Raw genomic sequence first — 14869 nt, forward strand, 5'->3', positions numbered from 1 at the left:
TTCAACTTCACCACTTGGTTTACCTATGAGCACTCTGAACTTTCCCTCTACCTTCCACTGGGGCGTGGCCACCAGTGCCTACCAAATCGAGGGCGCCGCCAACGAAGGCGGCCGTGGCCCGTCGATCTGGGACACCTATTCGCACACCCCCGGCAAAGTGCTGAACGGCGACACCGGCGATGTGGCCTGCGACCACTACCACCGCCTGGAAGAAGACCTGAACCTGATCCAGAGCTTGGGCGTGGACAGCTACCGCTTCTCCATTGCCTGGCCACGCGTGCAGCCCCTGGGCTACGGCGCCTGGAACCCTGAAGGCCTGGCTTTTTACGACCGCCTGGTCGACGGCCTGCTGGCACGTGGCATTGCGCCCCACATCACGCTTTACCACTGGGACCTGCCCCAGGGCCTGCAAGACCGCGGTGGTTGGGAGTCGCGCGAAACAGCGCTGCACTTTGCCGAATACGCCCGCGTGATGGGCGAGCGCCTGGGCGACCGCGCCGCCAGCATCTGCACCCACAACGAACCCTGGTGCACCGCGGTGCTGGGCAACGAGTTGGGCCGCTTTGCACCGGGTATCCAAGACCAGAAGGTCATGCTGCGCGTGGCGCACCACCTGCTGCTTTCACACGGCCTGGCACTGCAGGCCATGCGCGGCGCGGGTGTGAAAGCGCCGCTGGGCATTGTGCTGAACCAGTCGCCCGCCACCCCAGCCACCGACAGTGCCGCCGACAAAGCCCTGGCCGCCAAGGAATACGCCATGTTTGTGCGCTGGTACATGGACCCGCTGTTCAAGAAGGCCTACCCCGAAGGCGCCGACCTGCCGGTATGCGACGTGGTGCAGGCCGGTGACATGGACACCATTGCGCAACCCATGGATTTCCTGGGCATCAATTACTACACCCGCATCTGGAGCTCCGCGGCAACCCCCCCCGTGCCTGCGCCCAATGCCCACGGCGTGTCTGACATGGGCTGGGAAAACTACGCCCAGGGCCTGCGCGATCTGCTCGTGCAAATCCACACCGACTACACCCTGCCCCCCATCTTCATCACCGAGAACGGCTTTGCATCCCCCGATGCGGTGGTAGACGGCACAGTGGCTGACCCACGCCGCATTGACTACATGCGCACCCATTTGCAAGCGCTGTTGGACGCCATGGCTGCGGGTGTCAACGTGCAAGGCTTCTTTTACTGGAGCCTGATGGACAACTTCGAGTGGGATTCGGGTTACGACAAGCGTTTTGGCCTGTTTTATGTGGACTATGCCACCCAGGTGCGCACCGCCAAGGACAGCGCACACTGGTACCGCGCCCTGATTGCGCAGCACCGCGCCGCATAAAGGTATTCGCACAGGGCCGCCCCATGCCGGGGGGCCTTTATGTGGTGGGCAGGGCCCGCGTGGTCTGGCGAACCATCAGCTCCAGTGGCGGCACCTGCACCGCCTCGCTGGGGTAACCCATCATCTCCAGCAGGGTGTGGGCCGCGTACAGGCCCACCTCGTACACCGGCTGGCGCACGCTGGTCAGCGGTGGCGTCATGTAGTTGCACATGGGCAGATCGTCAAACCCCACCAGCGATACGTCTTCGGGCACCCGGATGCCGCGCTGGTACAGCGCCAAGCGCGCGCCCAGGGCAGACTCGTCGTTGGCACAAAAAATGGCGGTAAAGGACTCACCGCTGTCCAGCAGCTTTTGCGCGGCCAGGTAACCCCCCTTGTCGGTGAAGTTGCCACGCACCACACAGCGGGGGTTGGGCGTTACACCCGCTTCCTCGTGCGCCTGCAGGTAACCCAAGTAGCGTTGCTGGGCATCAGGCCGGTCTTCTACGCCAGCCAGGTGGGCAATGCGGGTGTGGCCCAGGGCCAGCAGGTGCTGCGTCGCCAGGTAACCGCCACGCTGTTGGTCCAGGTTGATGGAGCGCACATTCGGGCCTTCCAGCTGCCGCTCGGTAATCACCACCGGCTGCTGCTGTGCCACCGCCAGCACCTCGCTGTCTGCAATGTTGCCGGTCAGGATGATCACACCGTCCACACGGCGCGAGGTCAGCAGCTTTAGACTGGCCACGTCGGCCTCGGCATTCCAGTGGCCGCTCACAATGATGGACGAATGGCCACTCTCGGCCAGCCCCATCTCGATACCCTTGAGCGCACGCGAGTAAAACTGGCTTTCGATGGCCTGCGTGAGCACACCCACCGTCATGGTGATGCCGGTCTTCAGGCTGCGTGCAAACAGATTGGGTTTGAAGTGGAGGCGGCGGATGGCCTCTTCCACCGCTTCACGCTTGGCTGGCGCTACTTTGGCCGTGCCATTGAGAATGCGCGACACCGTGCTGGCCGACACTCCCGCCGCGCGGGCCACATCCAGCAAGGTGACCGGCTCAGGAGCGATGGGAAACGTATCGGAAGGAGAGGCCATAACTCTGGCGAGTTTATGCGATGCGCATGGCCATGCGCAGCCCCACCCTCTCAGTTGGCAAAGGCTGCAATCCCCGTCTGTGCCCGTCCCAAAATCAGCGCATGGATGTCGTGTGTGCCCTCGTAGGTGTTCACCACTTCCAGGTTCACCAGATGGCGTGCCACGCCAAACTCGTCGCTAATGCCATTGCCGCCCATCATGTCGCGCGCCAGGCGCGCAATGTCCAGCGCCTTGCCGCAGCTGTTGCGCTTGAGAATGGAGGTAATCTCCACCGACGCTGTGCCCTCGTCCTTCATGCGGCCCAGGCGCAGACAGCCTTGCAGACCCAGCGCGATTTCGGTTTGCATGTCGGCCAGCTTCTTTTGGATGAGTTGGTTGGCGGCAAGTGGGCGGCCAAACTGTTTGCGGTCCAGCGTGTACTGGCGGGAGCGAAACCAGCAGTCTTCTGCCGCGCCCAGTGCACCCCAGGCAATGCCGTAGCGCGCACTGTTCAGGCAGGTGAACGGACCTTTAAGGCCCTGCACTTCAGGGAAGGCGTTCTCTTCGGGGCAAAACACACCGTCCATCACGATCTCGCCGGTAATGCTGGCGCGCAGGCCCACCTTGCCATGGATGGCGGGTGCAGAGAGGCCAGCCATGCCTTTTTCGAGTACAAAGCCGCGGATGGGACCGACCTTGCCGCCCTCACTCACCTCTTTGGCCCAGACCACAAACACATCGGCAATCGGGCTGTTGCTGATCCACATCTTGCTGCCGCTGAGCTTGTAGCCACCGGCCACCTTGTGGGCGCGCGTGGCCATGCTGCCGGGGTCGGAGCCGTGGTCGGGTTCGGTCAGGCCGAAGCAGCCGATGTATTCGCCGGTGGCCAGCTTGGGCAGGTACTTTTGTTTTTGCGCCTCGGTGCCAAATTCAAAAATCGGCACCATCACCAAGCTGCTCTGCACGCTCATCATGCTGCGGTAGCCGCTGTCCACGCGCTCCACTTCACGGGCAATCAGGCCATAGGCCACGTAGTTGAGGCCGGGGCCGCCGTATTGCTCGGGGATGGTGGGGCCCAAGAGGCCCAGCTCGCCCATCTCTCTAAAAATAGCCGGATCCGTGCTGCCATCGCGAAATGCCTGCGTCACGCGCGGTAGCAGCTTGTCCTGGCAATAGGCCGCAGCGGCGTCCCGCACCATGCGTTCGTCATCGCTGAGCTGGCTGTCCAGCAGAAAGGGGTCTTGCCAGTTAAAAGCGGCGTGCGGCATAGGGGGCTCCAGGCGATCATCGGGATGGCTATGGTAGCCCGTGGGCCCGGTTCACACAATCAAGGCTTTTGCACTTAGGTATGCATTAATGACATTTTTAACCCTTGAACACGCATTGCTGTACCAATACACCCCATCAACAATCTTGCGATTCACGCATGCCTATGCCATAGTGTGTTTTTGTTTCGGGGCTTCTTGCCATGGGCAACACCACTCAGACCACTACGACCGAAAAACGCCCACCGGTCACTATTTTTGGGCCGGACTTCCCCTTCGCGTTCGACGACTGGATTGCCCACCCCGCGGGTCTTGGCCAGCTGCCTGCCGCGCGCCTGGGCGAAGAGGTCGCCATTGTGGGCGCAGGCATGGCCGGCATGGTGGCGGCCTACGAGCTCATGAAGCTGGGCCTCAAGCCCGTGATCTACGAAGCCTCGAAGATGGGCGGCCGCCTGCGTTCTCAGGTCTTTGAAGGCACAAAGGCCACGGTGGCCGAGCTGGGTGGTATGCGCTTCCCGGTGTCGGGCACGGCCTTCTACCATTACGTGAATCAACTGGGCCTGCAGACACGCCCCTTTCCCAACCCACTAACACCCGCATCGGGCAGCACGGTGATTGATCTGGAAGGCGAAACCCATTACGCGGAGTCGCTGGCCGATTTGCCGGCCGTGTTCCGCGAGGTGGCCGAGGCCTGGGCCCAGGCGCTGGAAGACGATGCCCGCTTTTCGGACATGCAGAACGCCATCCGTACGCGCGACGTGCCCACCCTCAAACGCCTGTGGAACACGCTGGTGCCGCTGTGGGACGACCGCACGTTTTACGACTTCATCGCCAGCTCCCAGGCGTTCTCCAAGCTGTCGTTCCGCCACCGCGAGATTTTTGGCCAGGTGGGTTTTGGCACGGGTGGCTGGGATTCGGACTTTCCCAACTCCATGCTCGAAATCTTGCGCGTGGTGCTGACCAACTGTGACGACGAGCAGCGCCTGATTGTCGGTGGGGCTGACCAAGTGCCCCACGGCCTGTGGCGCCATGCGCCCACGCAGCTGGCGCACTGGCCACAGGGCACTACGCTGGCCAGCCTGCACGCGGGCGCCACCCGTGCCGGGGTGGCCGGCATTGCGCGCACCGCCGATGGCCGCCTGGCCGTCACCGACTGCTGGGGCGACACACGCCACTACAGCGCCGTGCTGACCACCTGCCAAAGCTGGCTGCTCACCACGCAAATTGCGGTGGAAGAGTCGCTGTTCTCGCAAAAGATGTGGATGGCGCTGGACCGCACGCGCTACATGCAATCCAGCAAGACCTTTGTCATGGTGGACCGCCCGTTCTGGAAAGACAAAGACCCCGAAACCGGCCGCGATGTGATGAGCATGACACTGACCGACCGGCTCACGCGCGGCACTTATCTGTTTGACAACGGGCCGGACCAACCTGCCGTCATCTGCCTGTCGTATGCGTGGATGGGTGATGCGCTCAAGATGCTGCCCCAGTCGCCCGAGAAGCGCGTGAAGCTTGCGCTACAAGCGCTCAAGAAGATCTACCCCAAGGTGGACATAACCAGCCACATCATTGGCGATCCCATTTGTGTGTCGTGGGAGGCGGACCCGTATTTTCTGGGCGCCTTCAAGGGCGCGTTGCCCGGCCACTACCGCTACAACCAGCGCATGTACGCCCACTTCATGCAGGACGCGTTTCCGGCCGAACAGAAAGGCCTGTTCATCGCGGGTGACGATGTGTCGTGGACGCCGGCTTGGGTGGAGGGCGCAGTACAGACCTCGCTGAACGCGGTATGGGGCATCGTCCACCACCTGGGCGGCCGCACGCACGCCAGCAACCCAGGCCCCGGCGATGTGTTTGCCGAACTGGGCCCCATGGCCCTGCCGGACTAATGGCCATGCGCACGCCCCTGACCCTGGCCCTGCTGCAATGCGCACCTGCCCCGCTGGACGTGGCCGGCAACCTGCAACGCCTGGACCAAGCCGCGCAGCAAGCCGCCGCAGCCGGCGCCCAAGTGCTGGTATGCCCCGAGATGTTTATCAGCGGCTACGCCATTGGGGCCGCGGCGGTGCAACAGTTGGCCCAGCCGGCCGATGGCGCCTGGGCCCAGGCCGTGGCTGCCATTGCACAACGTCACCACATTGCCGTGGTCTATGGCTACCCGGAGCAGGACGCCAGTGGCGCGGTATTCAACGCCGCACAGTGGATCAGCGCGCAAGGCCAGCGCTGCCTCAGTTACCGCAAGACCTATCTGTTTGGTGACTTGGACAGTAACCAGTTTGCAGCGGGCGCGCCCAGCGCCGCCACCTTCATGTTGCAGGGCTGGACCATTGGCTTGCTGATTTGTTACGACGTGGAGTTTCCCGAGGCTACGCGGCGCTTGGCGCTGGCCGGTGCCGACCTCATCGTGGTGCCCACGGCCAATATGCCGGCATACGACTTTGTGGCCCAAGCGCTGGTGCCCGTGCGCGCTTACGAGAACCAGATGTATGTGGCCTACGCCAACTACATGGGCGCCGAAGGTGATGTGCACTACGGCGGCCTGAGCCTGCTGGCCGCACCCGATGGTCAGGCCGTGGCGCAGGCGGACCGGCAGCCTACGCTGCTGATTGCCACGCTGGACGATGCGCGCCTGAGCACCGCCCGCGCGGCAAACCGCCATGTGCGAGACGCCGCTGCACTGCCACCCCACACCCTCTGACACCAATACATGCGCCGCAAAATCCCCGCCACCCAGGCCCTGCTGTGTTTTGACGCCGCGGCCCGCCACGAAAGTTTTACCCGCGCCGCGCAAGAGCTGGCGCTGACGCAGAGCGCCGTCTCGCGCCAGATCACCGCGCTGGAAGAGCTGGTGGGCACGCCGCTGTTTCGCCGCACGCGCCATGGCGTGGCGCTGACCACGGCCGGCGCGCGCTACGCCCAACAGGTGGCGCTGCGCCTGCGCGGGCTGGAGCAGGACACGCTGGACCTGATGTCCACCCAAGGGCGCGGCGGCACCGTGCAACTGGCCAGCGTGCCTACGTTTGCGGCGCGCTGGCTGATTCCGCGCTTGCAGGCCTTTCAGGCACTGCACCCGGACAGCACGGTGCACATCGAAACGCGCACCCGCCCTTTTTTGTTTGCCGACACGCCGTTCGACGCGGCCATCTTTGCGGGTACCGAGGCCCAGGTGCAGCACTGGGCGGGCACCCACGCCATGCCGCTGATGGCAGAAGAAGTGGTGGCGGTGTGCAGCCCCGTGCTATTGGCAGGCCGCAAAAGCCTGAGCGCCAAGGCCCTGGCCACCCTGCCCTTGCTGCAGCAAAGCACTCGGCCCGACAGCTGGCAGGCCTGGTTTGCCGCGCAAGAGGTGGAGGCGCCGCTGGCCTTGTCCGGCCCACGTTACGAGCAGTTCTCCATGACCACGGCCGCCGCCGCCCAGGGCATGGGCGTGGCGTTGGTTCCACGCCTGTTGATAGAGGCCGAGCTGGCACGGGGCGAACTGGTGCTGGCCCACCCGGCCCCGCTCCCCGGCGCACGCCACTATTACCTGGTGCTGCCGGAAGGCAGCGACGACAAACCCGCCTTGCAACACTTCAGCACCTGGCTGCAACAGGCCAGCCAAGCTTAGTCAAGACGCTTTTTTTGGGTCAATTTGCAATTTCGCACAATTGTGCTAAATTTGCGCCATGGACGCCAAGACCCATAAAAGTGAACTGACCCGCGCCGCCATCGTGGATGCGGCGCTGCACCTGGCTGCAGACGAAGGGCTGGAGGCCATCAACCTGCAGGTGGTAGCAGACCGCGCCGGTTTGTCCAAGAGCGGGGTGTTCTCCCGCGTGGGTTCGCGCGAGGCGCTGCAGAAGGCCGTGATCGAAGAGTACGGCCGCCGCTTCCTGGCCGATGTGTTTGTGCCAGCCATGCAAGCCCCCAAGGGCCTGCCGCGACTGGACGGCATTGTGCAGCGCTGGATTGTGCGCATGCGCGATGTGGAGGTGCACACCGGCTGCCTGTACACCGCGGGCGCCTTTGAGTTGGACGACCGCGAAGGCGAGCTGCGCGACCTGCTGTTCCAGGAAGTGACCCGCTGGCGCGCTGCGCTGCGCCGCACCGTGCTGCAGGCCGTGGACGCCGGCCACCTGCGCCCCGACACCGACCCCGGCCAACTGGTGGCCGAACTCAACGGCATGGCCATGGCCCTGCTGCACGATGCGCGCTTTCTGCGCGACAACCACGCCGCCCAGCACGCCCAAGCCACTTGGCAGCGCATGCTGGCCAGCTACCGCACCTGAGGTTTTTCTGCATGCCCACCTGTTCCCTTGGTTTGTTTTAATTTCGCACGACTGTGCGAAGAAAGGAAGTTCCATGCTGATCGTTGCCCTGCTTGCCGCCGTCACCGCCGCGGTGTTTTACCTGGGCTTGCGCCTGTGCCGGCTGTTGGATGGATTGCCCCGCAGCAATGCGGATTGGATTTACTACTGACACGAAACGGAGCCCACCATGTCCACGACAACCACCGCCCTGCAAGCCACCTCTGACTTCTATTCCAGCAACCCCGCCACCCGCGTGTTGCGCCTGGCCCTGGGCACCTCCCAGCGGCTGTGGCCGGCGCTGGGCCTGCGCCTGGCCTACCGCCTGTTTGGCACACCGCTGCCCCCGCGCTGGCTGCGCCGCGACCGCCCCTGGCCCGGCCACTGGACCCAGGAACGCTGGGCCTTTGAAGACGCCAGCCTGACCTTGCACCACCCTTTGCGCCATCCCGCAGCACCCGCCAGTAGCGCACCAGCCGAGGGCGCGTGCGTGCTGTTGGTGCACGGCTGGGGTGGCCATGCGGGCCAAATGCTGCCGCTGGCCCAGGCGCTGATCGTGCGGGGCCTTCGCCCGGTACTGCTGGATTTGCCGGCCCACGGCAAGAATGCCGGCCGGGTGAGCAACCTGCCACAGTTCGCCCGAGCTATGGAGTACACGCTGGCTAGGCTCGCCCAGCAGGGCCACACCGTACAAGGCGTGGTGGCCCATTCGCTGGCGGCCAACGGCCTGGCTTTTGCCGCGGCGCGCGGCCTACCAACCCAGCGCCTGGTGTTGCTGGCGCCCCCTGCCTCCCCACGTGAATACACGCGCCTGTTTGCCCAGGTATTTGGTCTGCACGAACCTATGCGCGCCGCTCTGCAGCGCCGCATCGAGGCGCGCGAAGGCATTGTGATGGCCCAGTTTGAGCCCGATGCCAGCGGCCCGCGCATCACCCAGCCCACGCTGGTGGTGCATGACCGGGGCGACCGCATCAACCCCTTTGCCGATGGTGCCGCCTTTGCCGAGGCCATTCCCGGTGCGCAGCTGCTAGCCACCGACGGCCTGGGCCACACCCGCTTGCTGCGCGATGCCCTGGTGGCGCAGGCTGTGGTTAATTTTTTGGCCTGACCGGCCAACCGGCCCGCAACCCCGGTGCCACGGGGTTGCGGGGTTGCGGGCAAACCCCTAGTTACAGCGTGGCACGTGGATTGCTAGCATGCACTTCATGACTTGACCAAACGGTCAGTTTTTAAAGGAGTTGCCAGCGTGTCCACCCCCTCACCCTCTCCCGCCGACGTTCGTGCAGGCCGCCTCGCCAGCGAGGAATACGCCAAAGCGTTTGCCGACGCCACCCCGCGTTTCACCAATACACAAGCCCTGCTGGAAGCCGAGCGCTGTCTGTATTGCTATGACGCGCCCTGCGCCACGGCCTGCCCCACCAGCATTGATGTGCCGTCCTTCATCAAGCGCATTGCCGACGGCAACCTGCGCGGCTCGGCCAAGGCGATTCTGGAGAGCAACCCCCTGGGCGGCATGTGCGCCCGTGTCTGCCCCACCGAGAACCTGTGCGAAGCCGTCTGCGTGCGCAACACACAAGAAGACCGCCCCGTGGCCATTGGCCGCCTGCAGCGCCACGCCGTGGACGCACTGATGGAGAGCGACAAGCCCCAAATCTTTACCCGCGCCCCATCCACCGGCAAAAAGGTGGCCGTGGTGGGCGCTGGCCCCGCGGGCCTGGCCTGTGCCTACACGCTGGCGCGTGAAGGGCACGACGTAGTGGTGTTTGACGCCAAGCCCAAGGCCGGTGGCCTGAACGAATACGGCCTGGCCAGCTACAAAACGCCCGGCGACTTTGCCCAGCGCGAAGTGCAATGGCTGCTGGACATTGGCGGCATCACCATCCAGACCGGCTGGAAACTGGAAACCGTGGCGCAACTGGAAGCGCTGCGCAAAGACTTTGGCGCCGTATTTTTGGGCATGGGCCTGGCCACCACGCACCAGCTTGGCGTGCCCGGTGAAGACCTGGAGGGTGTGCAAGACGCGGTGGACTTTATTGCCACGCTGCGCCAGACCGAAGACAAGGCCACCCTGCCCGTGGGCCGCCGCGTGGTGGTGATTGGCGGCGGCATGACTGCGGTGGACGCCGCGGTGCAAAGCAAGCTGCTGGGCGCCAAGGTGGTGCACATGGTGTACCGCCGCGGGCGCGACGCCATGGGCGCGTCGCAGGCCGAACAAGACTGGGCGCAAACCAATGGCGTGGTGCTGCACCAATGGCTGGCGCCGGTAGAAATTGTGGGCCGTGACGGCCACGTGGCTGGCGTGCGCTTTGCCGACCAGGCGCTGGTGGGCGGCAAGCTGCAGCCCACAGGCCGCGAGATCACCTTTGAGGCCGACACCGTGCTCAAGGCCATTGGCCAGAAGCTGGGCAACCCCGTGCTGCTGGACGCCGGCCTGACGCTGAGCGGTGGAAAGATTGGCACCGATGCCGAGGGCACCACCAACCTAAAGGGCGTGTGGGCCGGCGGCGACTGCCGTGCTGGCGGACTGGACCTGACCGTGGAGGCCGTGGAGCACGGCAAGCAATCGGCCAAAGCCATCCACGCGTACCTCAAGGCCTGAGCGGCCATCCCCACAGAACATCGGAGTCACACCATGGCCAATCTGCAAACCACTTTCGCTGGCATCAAAAGCCCCAACCCCTTCTGGCTCGCCTCTGCCCCGCCCACCGACAAGGCCTACAACGTCAACCGCGCATTCGAAGCCGGCTGGGGCGGCGTGGTCTGGAAGACGCTGGGCGAGGCCGGCCCTCCCGTCGTCAACGTGAACGGCCCGCGCTACGGCGCCCTGCTCTCGCCCGACCGCCGTCTCATGGGCTTCAACAACATTGAGCTCATCACCGACCGCGACCTGGAGCTGAACCTGCGCGAGATCACCGAGGTGAAGCGCAATTGGGCCGACCGCGCGATGATCGTCTCGCTGATGGTGCCGTGCGAGGAGAAGAGCTGGAAGGCTATCTTGCCGCGCGTGGAAGACACGGGCGCCGATGGCATTGAGCTGAACTTTGGCTGCCCCCACGGCATGAGCGAACGCGGCATGGGCGCCGCCGTGGGCCAGGTGCCCGAGTACATCCAGATGGTGACCGAGTGGTGCAAGCAGTACAGCAAGCTGCCCGTCATCGTGAAGCTCACGCCCAACATCACCGACATCCGCAACCCCGCCCGCGCCGCAAAAAAAGGCGGGGCCGATGCCGTGTCCCTCATCAACACCATCAACTCCATCATGGGCGTAGACCCCTACACGCTGACCATGTCGCCCTCCACCGGCGGCAAGGGTTCGCACGGCGGTTACTGCGGCCCGGCCGTGAAGCCGATTGCGCTGAACATGGTGGCCGAGATTGCGCGTGACCCGCAGACGGCCGGCATCCCCATCAGCGGCATTGGCGGTATTGGCAACTGGCGCGACGCGCTGGACTTCATCGCGCTGGGCAGTGGCACCGTGCAGGTGTGCACCGCCGCCATGGTCTATGGCTTCAAGATCGTGCAGGAGATGAGCGACGGCCTGTCCAACTACATGGACGAGATGGGCTTCACCAGCGTGGACCAGATCGTCGGCAAGGCCGTGCCGACAGTGTCCGACTGGCGCTACCTGAACCTGAACCACATCAGCAAGGCCGTCATCAACCAGGACAGCTGCATCCAGTGCGGACGCTGCCACATTGCCTGTGAAGACACCAGCCACCAGGCCATCACCTTCATGAAAGACGGCAAGCGCCACTTCGAGGTGAAGGAAGACGAATGCGTGGGCTGCAACCTGTGCGTGACTGTGTGCCCCGTGCCAGACACCATCACCCTGCGCGACGTGCCGGCCGGCGAAAAAGACTTGCGCACCGGCCTGCAAGTAAGCGATAAACATGCGGACTGGACCACCCACCCCAACAACCCCATGCGCCAGGCGGCCTGAGCCGGGGTTTATGCATCCAATCGACCTCTAGCCCACGTATTCATTGCGCAAGCAGCTACTAATTTAGGAGCATTTATGACAAGCATTCTGATCAAAGGCGGCACCGTGGTGAACGCCGACCGCGCCTTCCGCGCCGATGTGCTGACGCAGGACGGCAAGATTGTGGCCGTGGGCGAGAACCTGACGGCGCCCGCCGGTACCACCACGGTGGACGCGGGCGGCCAGTATGTGATGCCCGGCGGCATTGACCCACACACCCACATGCAGCTGCCCTTCATGGGCACCACCACGATGGACGACTTCTACACCGGCACCGCAGCAGGCCTGGCCGGTGGCAACACCACCATCATCGACTTCGTCATCCCCGACCCGCAAGAAAACATCCTGGACGCCTACCGCAAGTGGCGCGGCTGGGCCGAGAAGTCGGCGTCAGACTATTCCTTCCACGTCGCCATCACCTGGTGGAGCGAACAGGTGCGCCAGGACATGGGCACGCTGGTAAAAGAGGAAGGTATCAACAGCTTCAAGCACTTCATGGCCTACAAAAACGCCATCATGTGCGACGACGAAACACTGGTGAACAGCTTCAAACGTTCGCTGGAACTGGGCGCCATGCCCACCGTGCACGCCGAGAACGGCGAGCTGGTCTACCTGCTGCAGAAAACCGTGGCCGAGATGGGCATCAAGGGACCTGAGGGCCACCCGCTCTCGCGCCCCCCCATGGTGGAGGCCGAAGCCGCCAACCGCGCCATCGCCATTGCCGATGTGCTGAACGTGCCCATCTACGTGGTGCACGTGAGCTGTGTGGAAGCGGCCGAGGCCATTGCCCGCGCCCGTGCCCGCGGCCAGCGTGTGTACGGTGAAGTGCTGGCCGGCCACCTGGTGCTGGACGACAGCGTCTACCGCCACCCCGACTTTGCCACCGCCGCGGCCCACGTGATGAGCCCGCCCTTCCGCCCCAAGGGCAACAGCGAATTCCTGTGGCGCGGCCTGCAGAGCGGCAACCTGCACACCACCGCCACCGACCACTGCACCTTCTGCGCAGCGCAAAAGGCTGCGGGCAAAGACGACTTCAGCAAGATCCCCAACGGCTGCGGCGGCGTGGAAGAGCGCCTGGCCGTGATCTGGGACGAAGGCGTGAACACCGGCCGCCTGACGCCATCCGAGTTTGTAGCGGTCACATCCGCCAACACCGCCAAGCTGTTCAACATCTACCCGCAAAAGGGCAGCGTCAGCGTGGGCGCCGATGCCGACCTGGTGGTGTGGGACCCCGCAGGCACCAAGACCCTGTCGGCCAAGACGCAGCACAGCAAGGGCGACTTCAACATCTTTGAAGGCCGCACCGTCAAGGGCATCCCCAGCCACACCGTGAGCCAGGGCGAGCTGGTGTTTGTGCAGGGCGACCTGCGCGCCGTGAAGGGCAAGGGCCGCTACATCAAGCGCCCCGCCTTCAGCGACAACTTTGCCGCCAACAAGCTGCGGGCCGACACGCTGGCCCCCACTGCCGTTAAGCGTTAAACCCAAAGCTAAGACCCAAGGACACCACCATGACCACCGCAACAGCCATCGACATCGACAAAGTCCGCATCAACGGCGATCGCCTCTGGGCTTCGCTCATGGAACTGGCCAAGATTGGCGCCACGCCCAAGGGCGGCGTGTGCCGCCTGACGCTGACCGACCTGGACAAGCAAGGCCGCGACCTGGTGCTGGGCTGGGCCAAAGAGGCCGGCATGACCATCACCATCGACAAGATCGGCAACGGCTTCATGCGCCGCGCCGGGCGCAACAACAGCCTGCCGCCCATCATGACCGGCAGCCACATCGACACCCAGCCCACCGGCGGCAAGTTCGACGGCAACTACGGCGTGTTGGCGGGTATCGAAGTGGTGCGCACCCTGAACGACCTGGGCATTGAAACCGAAGCGCCCATCGAAGTGGCCTTTTGGACCAACGAAGAAGGCTCGCGTTTTGTGCCGGTGATGATGGGCTCGGGCGTGTTCGCCAAAGCCTTCACGCTGGAGCATGCGTATGCGGCCACGGACACCGAAGGCAAGAGCGTGAAGGGCGAGCTGGAACGCATTGGCTACATCGGCGAGCAAGAGCCCGGCGACCACCCGATTGGCGCGTACTTTGAGACGCACATCGAACAAGGCCCGGTGCTCGAAGACAACGACGTGACCATTGGCGTGGTCAGCGGCGTGCTGGGCATTCGCTGGTTTGACTGCACTGTGACCGGCATGGAAGCCCACGCCGGCCCCACGCCCATGGCGCTGCGCAAAGACTCACTCTTGGCCGCCACACGCATCATGCAAGACGTGGTGGCCGCCGCGCACCGCCATCCGCCGCATGGCCGTGGCACCGTGGGCATGGTGCAGGTGTTCCCCAACAGCCGCAACGTCATCCCCGGCCGCGTGAAGTTCAGCATTGACCTGCGCAACGCCACCGACGCGCTGGTGGACCAGATGGCCGACGAGGTGAAAGCCTTTGCCGCCAAGGTGGGCCAGGAGCATGGCGTGGACGTAAAGATTGAAATGGTGTCCAGCTACAACGCCATCCAGTTCCACGAGAACTGCGTTGACGCCGTGGGCCGCGCCGCCAAGAAGCTGGGCTATTCCAACATGCCCGCCGTCTCAGGCGCCGGCCACGATGCCGTCTACATGGCCAAGCTGGCCCCCGCCGGCATGATCTTCATCCCCTGCAAGGACGGCATCAGCCACAACGAGATTGAAGACGCGAAGCCGGAGCACATTACGGCGGGGTGCAATGTGCTGTTGCATGCGATGTTGGAGCGGGCTGGGGTGGTTTGAGTGCCGAATAGCAAATTAGTCGCATCGGGCGTCAAGAGGAAAAGCGGCCTCTGACGCCCTTTTCATTCCAGAATGAATCACCAAAAGCCAAAACTACTCGTCAATTTCGGCAAAAACCGCACATATTTGCAAGTCAGGGATGCATCCCGGATATCGCAGTTCAAGTACTCAAAGACAGATC

At 64.1% G+C, this 14869-nt stretch carries 12 protein-coding genes; 10 read left to right on the plus strand and 2 right to left on the minus strand.

Features of this window, described 5'->3' with window-relative positions:
• Positions 1–25: 25 nt before the first annotated feature.
• Positions 26–1336, plus strand: a complete 1311-nt coding sequence (locus tag C5F53_RS13250; protein WP_105261830.1) for a GH1 family beta-glucosidase — start codon at positions 26–28, stop codon at positions 1334–1336.
• Positions 1337–1373: 37 nt separating this feature from the next.
• Here the strand turns inward: C5F53_RS13250 and C5F53_RS13255 are convergent, their stop codons facing one another.
• Both C5F53_RS13255 and C5F53_RS13260 read right to left on the minus strand, forming a co-directional pair.
• Positions 1374–2411 (minus strand): LacI family DNA-binding transcriptional regulator, encoded by a 1038-nt coding sequence (locus tag C5F53_RS13255; protein ID WP_105261831.1) that lies wholly within the window; start codon positions 2409–2411, stop codon positions 1374–1376.
• 50 nt (positions 2412–2461) lie between these two features.
• Complete coding sequence (locus C5F53_RS13260; protein WP_105261832.1) at positions 2462–3658, minus strand: acyl-CoA dehydrogenase; 1197 nt, start codon at positions 3656–3658, stop codon at positions 2462–2464.
• Between the two features lie 200 nt (positions 3659–3858).
• On the opposite strand from C5F53_RS13260, the gene C5F53_RS13265 reads away from it, so the two are divergent.
• From C5F53_RS13265 to C5F53_RS13305, 9 genes are all read left to right on the plus strand, one after another.
• A complete protein-coding gene (locus C5F53_RS13265; protein ID WP_105261833.1) occupies positions 3859–5544 on the plus strand; it encodes an NAD(P)/FAD-dependent oxidoreductase in 1686 nt (561 codons plus the stop codon).
• A 5-nt stretch (positions 5545–5549) separates the two neighbouring features.
• The gene (locus C5F53_RS13270; protein WP_201740848.1) at positions 5550–6353 is read left to right on the plus strand and encodes a carbon-nitrogen hydrolase family protein; all 804 of its coding nucleotides are present in this window, start codon (positions 5550–5552) and stop codon (positions 6351–6353) included.
• 9 nt (positions 6354–6362) lie between these two features.
• Positions 6363–7262 carry a LysR substrate-binding domain-containing protein gene (locus C5F53_RS13275; RefSeq protein WP_105261834.1) on the plus strand — a complete coding sequence of 300 codons (900 nt, stop codon included), beginning with the start codon at positions 6363–6365 and terminating at the stop codon, positions 7260–7262.
• Positions 7263–7320: 58 nt separating this feature from the next.
• Positions 7321–7923 carry a TetR/AcrR family transcriptional regulator gene (locus C5F53_RS13280; RefSeq protein WP_105261835.1) on the plus strand — a complete coding sequence of 201 codons (603 nt, stop codon included), beginning with the start codon at positions 7321–7323 and terminating at the stop codon, positions 7921–7923.
• Positions 7924–8131: 208 nt separating this feature from the next.
• Positions 8132–9049: an alpha/beta hydrolase gene (locus C5F53_RS13285; RefSeq protein ID WP_105261836.1), complete on the plus strand. Its 918-nt coding sequence runs from the start codon at positions 8132–8134 to the stop codon at positions 9047–9049.
• Positions 9050–9187: 138 nt separating this feature from the next.
• Positions 9188–10540, plus strand: coding sequence for an NAD(P)-dependent oxidoreductase (locus C5F53_RS13290; RefSeq protein ID WP_105261837.1), 1353 nt, complete (start codon positions 9188–9190; stop codon positions 10538–10540).
• A 33-nt stretch (positions 10541–10573) separates the two neighbouring features.
• Positions 10574–11881: an NAD-dependent dihydropyrimidine dehydrogenase subunit PreA gene (gene preA / locus C5F53_RS13295; protein WP_105261838.1), complete on the plus strand. Its 1308-nt coding sequence runs from the start codon at positions 10574–10576 to the stop codon at positions 11879–11881.
• A 75-nt stretch (positions 11882–11956) separates the two neighbouring features.
• Positions 11957–13399 carry a dihydropyrimidinase gene (hydA, locus tag C5F53_RS13300; RefSeq protein ID WP_105261839.1) on the plus strand — a complete coding sequence of 481 codons (1443 nt, stop codon included), beginning with the start codon at positions 11957–11959 and terminating at the stop codon, positions 13397–13399.
• 29 nt (positions 13400–13428) lie between these two features.
• Positions 13429–14688, plus strand: a complete 1260-nt coding sequence (locus C5F53_RS13305; protein WP_105261840.1) for a Zn-dependent hydrolase — start codon at positions 13429–13431, stop codon at positions 14686–14688.
• Positions 14689–14869 lie beyond the last annotated feature (181 nt).

Source organism: Rhodoferax sp. TS-BS-61-7, from assembly GCF_002943465.1.
Taxonomy (GTDB): domain Bacteria; phylum Pseudomonadota; class Gammaproteobacteria; order Burkholderiales; family Burkholderiaceae_C; genus Allorhodoferax.

Coding starts and splice junctions, on each gene's coding strand:
- C5F53_RS13250 (WP_105261830.1), top strand. CDS start 26: ATGAGCACTCTGAACTTTCCCTCTACCTTCCACTGGGGCGTGGCCACC.
- C5F53_RS13255 (WP_105261831.1), bottom strand. CDS start 2,411: ATGGCCTCTCCTTCCGATACGTTTCCCATCGCTCCTGAGCCGGTCACC.
- C5F53_RS13260 (WP_105261832.1), bottom strand. CDS start 3,658: ATGCCGCACGCCGCTTTTAACTGGCAAGACCCCTTTCTGCTGGACAGC.
- C5F53_RS13265 (WP_105261833.1), top strand. CDS start 3,859: ATGGGCAACACCACTCAGACCACTACGACCGAAAAACGCCCACCGGTC.
- C5F53_RS13270 (WP_201740848.1), top strand. CDS start 5,550: ATGCGCACGCCCCTGACCCTGGCCCTGCTGCAATGCGCACCTGCCCCG.
- C5F53_RS13275 (WP_105261834.1), top strand. CDS start 6,363: ATGCGCCGCAAAATCCCCGCCACCCAGGCCCTGCTGTGTTTTGACGCC.
- C5F53_RS13280 (WP_105261835.1), top strand. CDS start 7,321: ATGGACGCCAAGACCCATAAAAGTGAACTGACCCGCGCCGCCATCGTG.
- C5F53_RS13285 (WP_105261836.1), top strand. CDS start 8,132: ATGTCCACGACAACCACCGCCCTGCAAGCCACCTCTGACTTCTATTCC.
- preA (WP_105261838.1), top strand. CDS start 10,574: ATGGCCAATCTGCAAACCACTTTCGCTGGCATCAAAAGCCCCAACCCC.
- hydA (WP_105261839.1), top strand. CDS start 11,957: ATGACAAGCATTCTGATCAAAGGCGGCACCGTGGTGAACGCCGACCGC.
- C5F53_RS13305 (WP_105261840.1), top strand. CDS start 13,429: ATGACCACCGCAACAGCCATCGACATCGACAAAGTCCGCATCAACGGC.